Origin of the sequence: Neobacillus sp. SAB-20_R2A, from assembly GCF_049568635.1 — a bacterium.
GTDB classification, from domain to species: domain Bacteria; phylum Bacillota; class Bacilli; order Bacillales; family Cytobacillaceae; genus Neobacillus; species Neobacillus citreus.
Window position 1 is genome coordinate 2,196,092 of the sequence record NZ_CP145895.1, and the last position, 14,703, is coordinate 2,210,794.

Consider the following 14,703-nt stretch of genomic DNA (forward strand, 5'->3'; position numbering starts at 1 on the left):
GGGATGGCATACAACAATGAGAGTGAGTCTATTTGCAACCTGCCTGGTTGATATGTTTCAGGGCAATGTAGGGAAATCTTCGGTTGAACTGCTCGAGAAGCTTGGCTGCGAGATAGATTTTCCAGAATCACAAGTCTGCTGCGGACAACCGTCATATAATAGCGGGTATGTAAAAGAATCGAAGGAAGCCATGAAACGGATGATTGAAACGTTTGAGGATGCTGAATATGTCGTATCGCCCTCCGGTTCTTGCGCGTTTATGTTTAAGGAATATCCTCATATTTTTAAAGGCGACCCTGTTTGGGAACCGAAAGCAAGGAAATTGGCTGATAAAACCTATGAACTTACTCAATTCATTGTAGATGTTTTGAAGGTCGAGGATGTCGGGGCCACATTTGAAGGGAATGCCACCTATCATACCTCCTGCCATATGACGAGATTGCTAGGAGTAAAGGAAGCCCCTATGACTCTATTAAAACATGTAAAAGGTTTAAACTTTACTGAGTTGCCTGGCAAGGAACAATGCTGTGGCTTTGGCGGGACCTTTTCTGTAAAAATGGCACAAATCTCTGAGCAAATGGTCGATGAAAAAGTGTGCCACGTCGAAGAAACCGGTGCGGATTATTTGATTGGCGCAGATGCCGGCTGCCTCATGAATATCGGCGGCCGTATCGATAGAAAAGGAAAACCAGTGAAGGTTTTGCATATTGCTGAGGTATTGAATAGCCGTTAATAGTTGTTGCAAGATTGATAGAAATGGGGGGATTTTAGGATGGCTATGAAAATTGGCAATGAGCAATTTAAAGAACGTGTTGATAAGGGAATCCATAATGACTTTATGCGCGGTGCGGTTTCAAGTGCCCAGGACGGAATGGGCCTGAAGAGACGCCTGGCGGCCGAGGAGCTGGGGAATTGGGAAGAATGGCGCTCACACGGCGAAGAAATTCGCCAGCATGTTCTTGAGCATTTGGATTATTATTTGGAGCAATTAAGTGAAAATGTGGCAAAGCGGGGCGGTCATGTCTTTTTTGCCCAAACGAAGGAAGAAGCCGTTGAATATATTCGTGGAGTGGCTAAACGGAAAAACGCCAAAAAGATCGTGAAATCGAAATCGATGGTAACCGAAGAAATCAGCTTAAATCAGGCGCTGGAGGAAGAAGGCTGCGACGTTATTGAAACAGACCTTGGCGAATACATCCTCCAGGTGGATGATCACGATCCCCCTTCCCATATCGTTGCTCCTGCTCTACATAAAAATAGAGAGGAAATCCGTGAAGTTTTTGAAAAAAAACTGGGTTATAATAAATCCTCTGAACCAGTGGAATTGGCTGGACACGCCCGGCAAATGCTGCGCCAGGAATACCTTTCTGCTGATATTGGTATCACCGGCTGTAATTTTGCGGTGGCAGAAACAGGCTCGATTACTCTAGTTACGAATGAAGGCAATGCGGATTTAGTTACCGCATTGCCAAAAACGCAAATAACCGTGATGGGAATGGAAAGGATTGTTCCTACCTTCGAGGAAATGGAAGTGCTCGTTTCTTTATTAACAAGGAGTGCAGTCGGGCAGAAACTAACTAGTTACATTACTGTGTTGACTGGGCCTCGTGAGGAAATGGATGTGGATGGTCCTGAAGAGTTTCATTTGGTAATCGTGGACAACGGCCGTTCCAATATTCTAGGCGGGGAATTCCAATCCGTCCTGCAATGTATTCGCTGTGCGGCCTGTGTTAACGTATGTCCAGTTTATCGCCATGTCGGCGGACATTCATACGGTTCTATTTATTCTGGACCGATTGGGGCCGTGTTGTCTCCATTGCTTGGCGGTTATGACGAATACAAAGAACTGCCTTACGCATCGACACTTTGCGGTGCCTGCACAGAGGTTTGTCCTGTAAAAATTCCGCTGCATAACCTGCTTCATAAACATCGTGAAGTGATCGTGGAAAGGGAAGGCAAAGCACCTATTTCGGAAAAGCTGGCCATGAAGGCTTTCGGTTTAGGAGCAGCGTCACCGACTTTATATAAAATTGGCTCAAAAATTGCACCAACGGCGATGAATCCATTTACGGTCGGGGACAAAATCTCGAAGGGCCCCGGACTATTGAAGGCCTGGACAGAGATTCGTGAATTCCCAGCACCGAATAAAGAGAGATTCAGAGATTGGTTTAAAAATCGCGAGAAGGGGGGCAAATAGAACGATGACTGGTACAATCCAAAATCGCGATGCATTTTTAAATAAAATTGCCGGACAGCTTGGCCGTTCAAGAATCACCACACCAGTTGAGCGCCCTCACTGGAAATTCCGTCCGCAGGATGAGGTGTTAAAAGACGCTTCTCAGGATGAATTATTAGAGGTGTTAAAAGAGCAGTGTAAAAGGATTCATACAACGATTTATACCACTGATCTTATCAATTTGGGCTCTACCCTCAATGGAGTGGTAGCTGATTTTGGCGGAGGTCCAATTGTGGCTTGGAGAGATGAGCGATTCACGGAATGGGGCCTTAATTCCCTAATGAAGTCAGAATGGCCATCACAGAATATTGATGTCTTTGAATGGGATCCTGCAAAAGGAGCAGAGAACATTTCAAAAGCGGAAAACGCCAATATTGGCATCACAATCAGTGAGGTTACGCTTGCTGAATCTGGTACAGCTGTCTTATTTAGTGACGAGAATAAGGGGAGGACTGTAAGCTTTTTACCTGCTGCTTCGGTAGTCCTTATTCCAAAGAGCTCGTTAGTCCCAAGAATGACGCAGGCCGCTCAAAAAATGCGGGAAATCCACGAAAAAACGGGCCGCGTCGCGTCATGCATCAATTTTATCACTGGACCAAGCAACTCGGCGGATATTGAGCTGAACCTCGTGGTTGGAGTGCATGGACCGGTGAAAGCAACTTATATTGTTATTAATGATCTTTAAGTTTAAAAAAATCTGCCTCGCAATTTGTTTGAGGCAGATTTTTTTTGTGGGGGAAAAAGGGGCGTGGTTATCCCCGAGGATGGTGGAAGAGGGTGCCAATGGTATACATAGAGTAGTTATATTGCCTGGTAAGGTGTTGAAGAGGGTGGCAGCGGTGAAAATAGAGCGATTATATTGCCCGAAAAGGTGTTGAGAGAGGGTCAGCGGTAAAAATAGAGCGATTATATTGCCCGAGAAGGTCTTGAGAGAGGGTCAGCGGTAAAAATAGAGCGGTTATATTGCCCGAGAAGGTGTTGAGAGAGGGTCAGCGGTAAAAATAGAGCGGTTATATTGCCCGAGAAGGTGTTGAGAGAGGGTCAGCGGTAAAAATAGAGCGGTTATATTGCCCGAGAAGGTGTTGAGAGAGGGTCAGTGGTAAAAATAGAGCGGTTATATTGCCCGCAAGGTGTTGGAGAGGATGCCAAAGGTAAAAATAGAATAGTTATATTGCTCAAAAAAGTTTAAAAAGTGAGTACACGGTAAAAATAAAGGGTCAGCATCTCGGATCTACAGAGTAAATTCTTTCATTAGTGAGTCATGAAGACAAGTCCCGCAAATTCAAAGGCGAAACTGTCCTCATGAGCCAATAATATAAAAGTAGAAATCTCATCTTCACCAAAGATACCTATTTAACCTGTTAATCATCACCTTCTGTATTGTTTATTCAGTATAAAAACACTGGCCCCAAGCGTAATTACCGAAATAAACTTACTCGCCAAAATTAAGTAGGTCTTTGTTTGATTATTCAACGTGACATTTGGCAGTTTGACCAAGGCAATGACGACAAGAATGCCGAAGGATAGTATGGCAAACGCGTAGTTATAGGCCTGGTTAATAATGAGAGAGCCGCGTTCCTCCTTCTCGCTAGATAAGACAAAGACAAGATACGCCATGACAACCAATAAGATATATGTTAACAATGCAATTGCTAACTCGATGCCCACTTTTATGAGCCCTCCTTTAAAAGGTGTTGTTTTGATCCTCTACAGACTTTTGTGGGACAGGGGTGAGTCGTTTCTTTGCCTTGTTCTCCCATTTGAATATCTTGTTCAAAAATTTGTATATATTCTTAGATTCCTTCGCCAGCAACGGTCCGAGGATCGCCAAAATTAAAACGTATACTGCGGTAAAGGGTTTGAGAATAGGCATCAGCCCTCCGGCAAGTCCCAAATTAGCAACAATGATCGAAAATTCGCCTCTTGAAACGATTGTCAATCCGATATTGGAGGAAGCTTTGTGTGATAGACCTGCTTTTCTCCCGGAAATCATTCCAGCTACAAAGTTACTAATGATCGTGAGAATCACGGCACCTAGAGCAAGCCATATGGCCCCGCCTAAGCTAAATGGGTCAATGCTTAAACCGAAACTGAAGAAAAAGATGGCTCCAAAGAAGTCTCTAAAGGGAATAACCAATTGCTCAATTCGTTCCCGATGTTTTGTTTCTGAAAGGGCCAAACCCAATAATAAAGCACCGATCGCTTCAGCAACATGGAGTTTTTCAGAAAAGCCTGCTACAAAAAACAGCAAAGCAAAGATGACGAGGATAAAGATTTCATTCGATTTAATATCTAACAGTTTATTTAGAACCGGGGTACCTTTACGGGCGATAACGAAAAATAGCAGCATGTAACCGAGAGAAATGAGAACCGATATGATGGTACCTAATATAGTAGTTGAGCCGCCTAACAAGAGGCCCGACATGACAGAGAGGAATAACGCCAGGAATATATCATCAAAAAGAATGATTCCTAGAATCAATTCTGTTTCGGAATTGGCGGTTCTTTTTAAATCAACAACCACTTTTGCCACAATGGCAGTTGAAGAAACACTTAGGAGTCCGGCAACGATTAACGTTTCCATTATCGGGAATCCTGTAGCAAACCCGTAAATCAGGCCAAGGAAAAAATTCATCGCTACATAAATGGTCCCGCCGACAACAATAGAACGCCCAGAGCGTATTAATTTTCCGACTGAGAACTCAATTCCTAAATAAAATAATAAAAACAAAACACCAATGCGCCCGAAGAACTCGATGATTTCTGCGCTTTCAATAAATGTGAAATCAAATATACCAATTTCAGGGGCGTGGGGGCCAAGTGCCATCCCTAAAAGGATGAGAAATGGGATGAAGGAGAATTTTAATTTGTTTGCCAGAAAGGCGGTAAATGCAACCAAGACCAGAGCTGTTCCAACTTCAAAAAGTAAAGTGTTAGTCATCTAGTATCACCCGTCCCTTCTTGTGAGAACTTCTTTTACGAACATTTTTACTTGCATCCGCTGTCCAGATACGATCACGGTATCACCTTCCTCTAAAAGTGTTTCAGGTCCTGGGGTATGAATTTCTTTGTGATTTTTTTGTTTAATGATAGCGACGATATTGACTTCATAGGATTGACGGATATCGAGCTGCCCGATCGTTTGGTCCGCTGCTTCCGACCCGTCTTGCACTTTAAACCATTCTATAACCAATTCATCAAAGGCCATTTCAATGGTTTCCAATGCCTTTGGCGCATACGTCATTCCGCCGATAATTGCAGCTATCTGTCGTGCTTCGGCATCATCAAATGTTGTACTGGCAATTGCCTCCTCGTAATCATCTTGATCAAAATAATAAATATCCCTTCTGCCGTCATCGTGAATAATCACCACAATTTTATCCTTGCTTTTGGTGATGACTTCAAATTTTTTCCCAATTCCCGGGAGTTCAATTTCGCGAACGTTCATTTTTTGAATCCTCCTCTAAAAATTTGCTTCATGGATTAAGCGGGTTTTGACATTATAGATTTACATCAATCTCAGTTTTAATTTTTTCCTCTTTAGAGATGCCAAGATATTTTAGTGTTTCAGACGGGGTTGAATGATTGAAATGTTTTTGGAGAATAGAGATGGCCACCCCGCGTTTATACGCATGATATCCAAATGTTTTCCTCATTGAATTGGTCCCGATTTTCCCCCCAATACCAATGGCTTCAGCTGCCTGGTGAATGATTCGATAGGCTTGTTGGCGAGTGATAGGCTTTTCTGTTTTGTTGGATTTGAATAAATAGTCTTCCGTGTCCAGTTGGTTGGTTTGGACAAAATGGAGGAGGGCTTTTTTGACCTTTTGGTTAAGGTAAACCTCCTTCATAGTATCGAGGTGTGAATACTGATAAAAATTCTTCGCTGTGTGATCATTTTCTAAAACATCGGCCGCCCTAATTTCAAGCATTTCGGTAATTTTTAACCCAGTATTAATGCCAAATACAAAGAGAAGATAATCACGCTCGGAATGCTTTTTCAAATATTTCTTAATTGCATTGATTTGCTTAACATCCCTTAATGCTTCAACATATTCCATGCTAAACGCTCCTTAATCCATGTTACATAATCATATTGTAGCAAGATATTATGTAACATTCAAAAAATCTGCCTAAAAATTCAACCTAGTTTTTTGTTAGTTTGCAGTTATTTTTAAAAAATAAGAACCTGATAGCAAAAATCAATAAAAATGCCAGCGTGCCAACAGCTGTAGAGTCCCACGTTGCATCTTTTTCTCCCAATTATGCTACTATAATACCGAGACAAATAATTTCAGGAGGTAAATAAATAGTGCTGCCTAACTTTGAAGAAAACCTACATAAGTATGCAAAGCTTTTAGTGGCGAAAGGGATTAATGTTCAGCCTGGTGATTGGGTGAAAATGACCATTAACGTTGATCAAGCGCCTTTAGCCCGCCACATCACGAAAGAGGCTTATGCCCTGGGGGCTGAAAAGGTAATTATCAAATGGTCCGATGACGAAATTACAAAAGAACATTACTTGCATCAACCGGTGGAAGTATTGACCAGCATTCCTGACTATGAACTTCAGGAATCTGAGGACCATGTATTAAACCACCGTGTCAGCCGTCTTTCCGTTCTTTCAAGCGATCCGGGCTTGTTGAATGAAGTCGACCCTGCTAAAGTTGCGGAGTATCAAAAGGTTGCTGGTAAGGCCTTCCATGCCCAACGTAAGGCGACCCAGAACGACGATTTAAAATGGACAGTTGCTGCTGCTGCCGGAGCAGGATGGGCGGCCAAAGTATTCCCTGATCTCTCAACCCCTGAAGAACAGGTTGATGCCCTCTGGGATCAAATTTTTAAAACCTGCCGTGTATACGAAGAAGACCCGATAGCTGCCTGGGACGAGCATAAAGACAAGTTGAATGAAAAAGCTGATAAATTAAATGAAATCCAATTTGATGCACTTCACTATACGGCACCTGGCACCGATTTAACGCTCGGCCTGCCGAAAAACCATATTTGGGCATGTGCGGGAAGCCAAAACCCAAAAGGAGAAGAATTTATCGCCAACATGCCCACGGAGGAAGTGTTCACGGCTCCTGATACTCGCCGCATGGACGGGGTAGTTCGCAGTTCTAAACCGTTAAGCTATGCAGGGACGTTAATTGAAGGAATTGAAGTCCATTTTAAAGACGGGAAAATTGTCGATATCACTGCTGAAAAAGGTGGAGATGCCATCAAGAAGTTGGTATTCGACAACGAAGGCGGAACAGGCCTGGGTGAAGTTGCACTTGTGCCGGATCCATCACCGATTTCTCAATCTGGGATTATTTTCTTTAATACTCTATTTGATGAGAATGCTTCGAACCACTTGGCAATCGGCTCGGCCTACCCGACGACGATTGAAGGCGGAACAAAAATGAGCCAGGAAGAGCTGCAGCAAAACGGGATGAATACATCAACTGTTCATGTGGACTTCATGATTGGCTCTAACCAAATGAATATAGACGGCATCAAACAAGACGGTACGATCGTGCCAATCTTCCGGAATGGTGATTGGGCAATCTAAAAAGGTATGAGGGTCCATGAGGCATAGCTGTTTTCCGGCAGCTACTGTTTCTTGGACCCTTTTGTATACATCCATGACTCCTTGGCATTGTAAATGTCTGTTCACTCCAAACAAGTTTGATTCCCTACTACAATTTTTATATTTCACTTTATAAAAAATTTTTCCTTAAATTTACTTGACTTAGAGTTAGCTCTAAGTTATAAACTGGCTTTAAATTATATAGAAAGGGTTGATGTAATTGTTTTCCATTGGTGAAGTAGCTGATCAATCTGGAATTAGCGCCTACACATTAAGGTATTATGAAAAAATCGGGTTACTGCCACCGCCCAAACGAAAAAGTGGTGGAAGTCGTTATTATACGTCATCAGATATTCAATTCATGATTTTCTTAAAAAGCCTAAAGGATACTGGTATGTCTTTGGAGGATATGATTGAATTTGTGAAAGACGGCTGTGTTATGGAAAAAATTAATACAGATATTAATCCGTTAGAACTCAACCCGTCATTAAATAACCGAATTGAGATTTTAACTAGGCATTTAATGAAAATGGAAATGAAAAAAAAGGAGCTGGATGAAGTAATTTCAGCGACAAAAGAAAAATTAGATATCTATTATTCTCTTTTGAAAGAGGATGATGCCAAATGAAAAATATGAGAATCTACCTGATGTTACTTGGCTTCTCAATTTTTACGGGGGTTACGTTTAATCTAGCAAAATATACTGTCAGCTATTTTTCACCAACATCCGCGGCAGCATGGCGATTTGGCTTGGCTGCCGCTGCGATGATCATGATATTAATTTTTACTGAAGGGATAAACATCAACCAATTAAGGAAAAATGCGCCTGTTTATATTGTTCTCGGGATAATTGGCATTTTTGGATTCAACGCTTTATTCTTTGTAGGCCTAAAATATACATCTCCCATTAATGGGGCATTAATAATGGGGTTAAATCCTTTATTAACAACAATTTTTGCTCGAATAATATTAAAGAATAAAATTACCGGGAAACAATTAATAAGTATATTTCTCGCATTTTTCGGTGTAATGTTAGTCATTACACAAGGTTCCTTTCATACCATTAGGACTCTAGCTATTTCAGGAGGAGATTTCATAATCTTAACTGGAAACGTGTGTTGGGCCCTTTATGGTGTACTAAGCCGTCGTTTTATTAAGGATGCCACTCCGCTATCTACAACCACCTATACAATGATAATTGGTGCTATAAGTTTAATCGCACTTTCCTTTTTCTCGCCTAACCCGGTTCCATTATCAAAGATTCCAATTGAAGCATGGGGCGCGATTGCCTTTATGGCTTTCTTTACAAGTGTGTTGGGTTATTTATGGTGGAATAAGGGGATGAAGGAGATTGGGGCTAGTAAAACTTCTGTATTTTTCAATCTTGTTCCTGTTGTAACAATGATTATTGCATTTGCCACCGGAACACCAATAGCGGCATTTCAAATTATTGGATGTATTTTGGTTATATTAGGCGTGTTAACTGCTTCGGGAATAATAAGTATCTCTAGGAACATACAAACAAAACGCGCTTTGTCCAAAATTGCCCCTGTGTTAGAGATCCACTGTATTATCACTGATTCAAATATTGGTGATCGAACTAGTAAACAGTTGGAAGAAAAACAGTAAATAAGTCGTCTTTATTAGTTCATTAATCTTTGTAAATATCCGATTACAGCTATATTACTTTTGTACAAATTTTTGTATAATAGTTGTGAAAACAAGTATTTTTCTATTATTGAAAACGAGTATTTATTATAGAACGCGAGGGCAAAGACAATGTCTATGACAAAGACCGATAAAGTATATATACAATTACATGAGAAAATTGTTAAGGGAGTCTTTCGCCCTGGTTCAAGATTAGTCATTTCACAAATCGCGAAAGAATTTAATGTGAGTGAAATTCCAGTACGCGAGGTTATGCAGAGACTTGCCCAAAAAGGATATGTTAAATTGCATCCCCATGCAGGGCCAACAGTGACTAGCTTAACGGAAGATGAAGTAAGGCAAATTTTTGAAATTCGTGCCAATCTTGAATCATTAGCAACAAGACTTGCTGTTGAACACATCTCAAATGCTCATATAAAAGAATTGGAACTTATCATAGAGGATTCAATCGGAATTTGTGAAGAGGAAAATTTTAAAGGGTATTTTCATATAAACGAAACCTTTCATAATTCCTTATATAGACACAGTAATAATCAAATGCTCGTTAAAATGATTAAAGATATAACTAGTCTAGCAGCAAGGTATCCAATTTACTATCAGGATAAAGAGACAATGCAAAAGTCCCTTAATGATCATAAAGAAATTTTGAAGGCGGTTTCTAAACGAGATGGAGAATTAGCTGAACAACTGACAAAAAAACATTTACTCGAGGTAATTCCCAAAATAACCGAAATTGTAAGGTCAATGGATATTTAGCAGATTCTTAAATTAGAGTAAAAAGTAATGTAAGTACCAGTAAACCAAGAAAAAAGTCCCAGTGGGGACTTTTTTTTGTATTATTTTAAGCTGCTTTTATGTACGCTTTTGAAGATCAGCAATAATCTCTGGATAAAGCTTATCCAGTTTATACATCGATAAGATAATGAGTAGAAATACACCAATGATAAGGGGAAGATGAATATTTAGTACGAAAATCATTTGAAGGGCCGATTCAGATTGTTCGGCAGCCTTCCCAACATATCCTCCAAAGGCTAGTAGCCAGCCAACCATGGCTGCTCCAACACCTGTCCCTATTTTCATCCCGAAACTTGCACTGCTGTTTACAAGACCAGTTGTACGTATTCCTGATTTCCATTCTCCATACTCTGCGGTGTCATTAATCATTGCATAAACCGTTGCTGAAAAAAGTCCTTTGGCAATACCGTAAAACATGCTGCCAGTCAAAAAGAAAGTTAAACTATAAGGGTCAATAAATTTTATCAATGCAGACAAGACAACAAGTGCTGCACCCAAAATGGCAGTATTTCGCTTCCCAAAGCGTTTGATGAATGGACTTATGAGGAGAAGAATTATTAGACCTGGTATTGTTTTGACCATACTGATGATGGAAAAATATGACGGACTGCCAAGAACATAAGAAGCATAATAAAGTTCAGAGCCTCCGAGACCTAGAAGAATGTAATAAATAATACAAAAGGCAGTTACCAATCTCCAATATTTATTTTTTAATAACGCTTTCATTGTGATAGAAAAAGGAGCTTTCTTTTGTTTATTTAAGGCACTAGTATCTAGGACTCTTTCCTTAGTGAAGCGAAATGTGAGAAAAAGCATAATGACCGAAATGACACTGAATAAAGTTACTGAAATCGTCCATCCCTTTTGTCCGCCTATTGAACTAGCAAGTGGCTGGGTGGAAACATTTACAACCAATGCGGAAAACTGAATAAAAAGGGCGCCCACGACACCAATCAGTGAACGGGAATATTGATCTTGAGTGATTAGCCCAAGCAATGTCTTAAAAGGAATTGTTAACATCGTATACATTAATATAAATAGACTGTAAGTGATTAGCGCATACACAATCTTACCGTTCATTCCGAAATCAGGAACGGTAAATAAAAATATCGTTGAAAGCGCGAGAGGGATCGGTATCCAAAGTAAGTAAGGGCGTGCCTTGCCATGTTTTGATTTCGTTTTGTCTACAACAACCCCCATGGCAATATCGCTTACACCATCCCAAATTCGTGCAAATAACATGATTGTACCAACCACACCAGCCGATATACCTGCTACATCAGTGTAGTAAAATGATAAAAATGAACCTACTATTGTCCATAGTAGAATATAGCCGAAATCCCCAAGTCCATATCCGAAAATTTCCGCTTTGCTAGGTTTTTCTAACTCAAAAGGCGTGACACCATCATTGCTTACCTGAATTTTTTGTGCATTTTGCATTATATAGCCCCCTATTAAATATTCGTCCAGAGCCCAAAAAATCTAAGATGCATAATTGCTGATACCGACATTAAAAGTCTGTAAAATAATGTTATGGGCCAGCCTCTTTGCCAACCAGTTTATTTTTATTAGTTAAAGTTTGTTAAAAACTAGAATATATCAACTCCTTCACTTAATTCTGCCGAAAGCACATACCTCTGAATCGCATTTCCGATTCATCTCCTATTTAATCTATGAAAATATTATTCTTATTTGAAAATATAATTAAATTTCAGAATATTGTCAATAAAAAATATATGATTTAAATAAATAATATATGATTTGTCAAAATCATATATTATTTTAAAATCTATACGATTGACTCAAATCATATATTATTTTAAAATTAAAATATCTAAAATTTTAAAATTATCTAACTTCTCCATTCTAGGTCAGAGTGGTCTTGTTAATGAAAAGGGGGAAGAAATTTGCATTCTGAGTTGGAGAATCCGATTAAGACGAATGTTCAATTTCTATCAGTAGACGAAGCGATTAAGCAAATTCCAAAGAGTGCAACTATGTTAGTAGGGGGATTTGGTGCAACAGGGGTTCCGGAATATTTACTGCAAGGAGTAATCGATAGAGCGGAACTTCAAGATCTGACCATCATTAGCAACAATATTACAAAAGAGACGAATTTGAATGTTCTATTTCAACAAGGCCGGATTAAGAAAGCGATTGGGTCGTATTTTACTACCAATAAAGAGGTAGTTCAGGCTTATCGGGATGGCCGAATAGAAATCGAATTATTACCACAAGGAACATTTTCAGAAGCGATTCGTTTAGGCGGATCAGGAGTTCCTGCCTTTTACACTCCTACAGCAGCTGGGACAGAACTCGCAATAGGGAAAGAGACGCGGACCTTCAAGGGGCGGGAATATGTTCTTGAACAAACCATATTTGCCGATGTTGCCATCATAAAGGCTTATAAAGCAGATAAGGCCGGTAATCTCATATATAGGAAGTCCGCTCGAAATTTCAATCCAATCATGGCAATGGCAGCTGATCTTACAATTGTTGAAGTAGGAGAAATCGTTGAAATAGGTGAGCTTGATCCAGAATCGATTGTCACTCCTTTTGCATTTGTAGATATTGTGGTTCAAAGGGAGGAGCTGTAATGGGAAAATCAATGAAAGAGTATATTGCATGGCGTTGTGCACAAGAATTAACATCAGGCATCGTCAATCTTGGAATTGGTATTCCTACTCTAGTTGCTGATTATCTTCCGCAAGGTCTGGTGACGCTCCACTCGGAGAATGGGATTCTTGGGGTGGGACCGGATCCTAGTCCGGATCAAATCGACCTTGATTTAGTTAATGCCGGAAAAGCTCCGATAACAGTTTTGCCTCATGTGTCCTTTTTTGATAGTTCTATCTCTTTTGGAATGATGCGGGGTGGTCATATCGATACAACCGTTATTGGGGCACTGCAAGTATCGGAACAAGGTGATATCTCAAGTTGGGCAATACCAGGAAAAGATGTTCTAGGGGTCGGCGGTGCTATGGATTTAGTAGTCGGGGCCAAAAGGGTCATTGCAGCCATGACACATTTGAATCAAAAAGGTGAGCCAAAAATACTCCGTGAATGCACGTTCCCACTTACGGCTAAGAAAAGAGTCGATACCATTATCACAGAGTATGCCGTTTTTAAATTTCGAGATCAGCAACTTTGGTTAGTGGAAATGAGTGATGAAATCACAATGGACCAACTAAAGAAAATAACACCTGCCTACTATGAAATAGCAAGTGATTTTAAAATTGTTAATAGGAAAGAATTGATTAATCTTCCCTAAATATTGTGATAAAAGAAAAAGATCAATCATTTCATTTTTAACAGATTAATAGGGAGGTTTTTCACATGCGAATTGCCGTTTTAGGCGCAGGTTCGCTAGGTACTATTATCGGTGCTTTCATTTCTGCCGGTGGAAAAGACGTGGAATTGATTGATGTTAACCAGGAACATGTTGATGCCTTGAATCATTCCGGAGCAAAAATTATCGGCACAATAGAGTATCAGGCTAAGGTGAAAGCTATTACTCCTGGCAACATGTCAGGAACATACGACTTAGTTTTGCTATTAACAAAGCAGTTATACAACGATTCAGTTCTTCAAGAATTACTGCCATTTTTAGGGAGCCATAGTGTCGTATGCTCATTGCAAAACGGTATCCCTGAAGAGAAGGTGGCTTTCATTGTCGGGCGGGACCGTGTTGTTGCTGGGGCTGTTGAATTTGGTGCTACATATATGGAACCAGGTGTATCCATGCTAACAACAGAATTTAGCAAGTTTAAGAATTTTGCGTTTCAAATAGGGGAATTTAATGGTGAAATAACAGAAAGAATTCAACGTATCAAATCTATTTTAGAACTTGTTGGCGGGACACACATTTCCAATAACTTAATTGGAACGAAGTGGTCAAAGCTACTCATCAACAATGCGTTTAGTGGCATGTCTGCGGCATTGAATGCAACCTATGGGGAAATTCTAGATCATGAGATTGCGATTTTAAGTGCGGTACATATCGCAGATGAAACGATCCGGGTGGGACAAGCTAATGGCATAAAATTTGACCGTAAGAGGAACTTTGATTACGAGACACTACGAATCCAAAGTGAAAAGGATATTCCTGAACACGTCGAAACATTTCGTTTCATATTAAAAGCTTCTAGAATGTTAAAAGCAAGCATGCTGCAGGACTTGGAAAAGAAACGCAAAACAGAAATCGACTTTATTAATGGGGTTATACCAAGGCTTGCTGAGGGTACAGGAATTTCTACACCTTTTAATGATATGGTTGTAAAATTGGTTAAGGCAGCCGAAGAGTCTCATACTGTACCAGATTTCGATGCAAATATTAGATGTTTTGAAGAATTGATAGAGAAATCAAAGTTAATTGTATCTCGAGTTTAGGTGAGGCTATAGCCTTCACCTATTTTTTTTGTAATAGATTTTG

General features: G+C 40.1%; 14 protein-coding genes and 1 pseudogene. 10 read left to right on the plus strand and 5 right to left on the minus strand.

The genetic code is table 11. The features are described from left to right. Positions 1-16: 16 nt before the first annotated feature. From V5M37_RS10825 to V5M37_RS10835, 3 genes are read left to right on the plus strand one after another with little or no spacing between them, the layout of a single operon-like run. The gene (locus V5M37_RS10825) at positions 17-733 is read left to right on the plus strand and encodes a (Fe-S)-binding protein (RefSeq protein ID WP_423801926.1); all 717 of its coding nucleotides are present in this window, start codon (positions 17-19) and stop codon (positions 731-733) included. Between the two features lie 39 nt (positions 734-772). After that, positions 773-2,197, plus strand: a complete 1,425-nt coding sequence (locus V5M37_RS10830; protein WP_423801927.1) for a LutB/LldF family L-lactate oxidation iron-sulfur protein — start codon at positions 773-775, stop codon at positions 2,195-2,197. Between the two features lie 4 nt (positions 2,198-2,201). Continuing rightward, positions 2,202-2,921 (plus strand): LutC/YkgG family protein, encoded by a 720-nt coding sequence (locus tag V5M37_RS10835; protein ID WP_423801928.1) that lies wholly within the window; start codon positions 2,202-2,204, stop codon positions 2,919-2,921. A 683-nt stretch (positions 2,922-3,604) separates the two neighbouring features. Here V5M37_RS10835 and V5M37_RS10840 read toward each other — a convergent pair. From V5M37_RS10840 to V5M37_RS10855, 4 genes are read right to left on the minus strand one after another with little or no spacing between them, the layout of a single operon-like run. Then, entirely contained in the window at positions 3,605-3,904 is a 300-nt protein-coding gene (locus V5M37_RS10840; RefSeq protein WP_423801929.1) for a hypothetical protein, read from the minus strand. 16 nt (positions 3,905-3,920) lie between these two features. Then, the gene (locus V5M37_RS10845) at positions 3,921-5,177 is read right to left on the minus strand and encodes a cation:proton antiporter (RefSeq protein ID WP_423801930.1); all 1,257 of its coding nucleotides are present in this window, start codon (positions 5,175-5,177) and stop codon (positions 3,921-3,923) included. 6 nt (positions 5,178-5,183) lie between these two features. Then, positions 5,184-5,684: a cation:proton antiporter regulatory subunit gene (locus tag V5M37_RS10850; RefSeq protein WP_423801931.1), complete on the minus strand. Its 501-nt coding sequence runs from the start codon at positions 5,682-5,684 to the stop codon at positions 5,184-5,186. Positions 5,685-5,736: 52 nt separating this feature from the next. Further along, complete coding sequence (locus V5M37_RS10855; RefSeq protein ID WP_423801932.1) at positions 5,737-6,297, minus strand: tyrosine-type recombinase/integrase; 561 nt, start codon at positions 6,295-6,297, stop codon at positions 5,737-5,739. Positions 6,298-6,545: 248 nt separating this feature from the next. Here V5M37_RS10855 and V5M37_RS10860 point away from each other — a divergent pair, with 248 nt between their 5' ends. The 4 genes and pseudogenes from V5M37_RS10860 to V5M37_RS10875 all read left to right on the plus strand — a co-directional run bounded on the left by V5M37_RS10860 (position 6,546) and on the right by V5M37_RS10875 (position 10,232). Further along, a complete protein-coding gene (locus V5M37_RS10860; protein WP_423802600.1) occupies positions 6,546-7,790 on the plus strand; it encodes an aminopeptidase in 1,245 nt (414 codons plus the stop codon). 238 nt (positions 7,791-8,028) lie between these two features. After that, positions 8,029-8,436 carry a MerR family transcriptional regulator gene (locus tag V5M37_RS10865; protein ID WP_423801933.1) on the plus strand — a complete coding sequence of 136 codons (408 nt, stop codon included), beginning with the start codon at positions 8,029-8,031 and terminating at the stop codon, positions 8,434-8,436. After that, positions 8,433-9,320 (plus strand): annotated as a pseudogene (locus V5M37_RS10870) (DMT family transporter); the annotation flags it as partial. The gene V5M37_RS10865 and the pseudogene V5M37_RS10870, both read left to right, overlap by 4 nt. Before the next feature lie 267 nt (positions 9,321-9,587). Continuing rightward, a complete protein-coding gene (locus tag V5M37_RS10875; protein WP_423801934.1) occupies positions 9,588-10,232 on the plus strand; it encodes a GntR family transcriptional regulator in 645 nt (214 codons plus the stop codon). A gap of 96 nt (positions 10,233-10,328) precedes the next feature. Here the strand turns inward: V5M37_RS10875 and V5M37_RS10880 are convergent, their stop codons facing one another. Continuing rightward, positions 10,329-11,711, minus strand: a complete 1,383-nt coding sequence (locus V5M37_RS10880) for an MFS transporter (protein ID WP_423801935.1) — start codon at positions 11,709-11,711, stop codon at positions 10,329-10,331. A gap of 467 nt (positions 11,712-12,178) precedes the next feature. Here V5M37_RS10880 and V5M37_RS10885 point away from each other — a divergent pair, with 467 nt between their 5' ends. The 3 genes from V5M37_RS10885 (at position 12,179) to V5M37_RS10895 (ending at position 14,660) form a co-directional block, all read left to right on the plus strand. After that, complete coding sequence (locus V5M37_RS10885) at positions 12,179-12,868, plus strand: CoA transferase subunit A (protein WP_423801936.1); 690 nt, start codon at positions 12,179-12,181, stop codon at positions 12,866-12,868. Next, positions 12,868-13,542: a 3-oxoacid CoA-transferase subunit B gene (locus V5M37_RS10890; protein ID WP_423801937.1), complete on the plus strand. Its 675-nt coding sequence runs from the start codon at positions 12,868-12,870 to the stop codon at positions 13,540-13,542. Before V5M37_RS10885 ends, V5M37_RS10890 begins: the two co-directional genes overlap by 1 nt. Before the next feature lie 65 nt (positions 13,543-13,607). Continuing rightward, positions 13,608-14,660 (plus strand): ketopantoate reductase family protein, encoded by a 1,053-nt coding sequence (locus V5M37_RS10895; RefSeq protein ID WP_423801938.1) that lies wholly within the window; start codon positions 13,608-13,610, stop codon positions 14,658-14,660. Positions 14,661-14,703 lie beyond the last annotated feature (43 nt).